The 310-nt window shown below is 67.4% G+C and carries 1 protein-coding gene; it reads right to left on the bottom strand.

The annotated features are described in order from the left end of the window. Window positions 1–60: 60 nt before the first annotated feature. On the bottom strand, window positions 61–310 hold a 250-nt coding region (locus tag PUR61_RS17145), incomplete at its 5' end, for a hypothetical protein (protein ID WP_329879724.1).

The raw sequence follows: 310 nt of genomic DNA, 5'->3' as shown, positions 1-310 counted from the left end.
GGCGGAGAGGTTGTTGAGCGCCTTGGCGAGGTCGGGCAGGTGGGCACCGGGGTCGGCCCGTCAGACCGACCGGCAGAGGGAGGTGTCTTCATCGATCGCGGCCAGCCCTTCGTTCAGGCTGCCCGCTCCTCCCAGTTGGAATGAGATGTTGTTGTGTGCCTTTGCGATGTTTGTCTGGTGGGCACCGGGGTCGGACGTCGCGAGGGTGCGGTAGTGGTCGGTGGCTTCCTCGAGCGCGGTGAGGCCCTCGTCCCGCCGGCCCACCTCTGCCAGCCGGACGGAGAGGTTGTTGAGGGTCATGGCGAGGTCG

This window comes from Streptomyces sp. BE20, assembly GCF_036322525.1.
Taxonomy (GTDB): domain Bacteria; phylum Actinomycetota; class Actinomycetes; order Streptomycetales; family Streptomycetaceae; genus Kitasatospora.
This window is presented reverse-complemented; position numbering and strand designations above follow the sequence as displayed.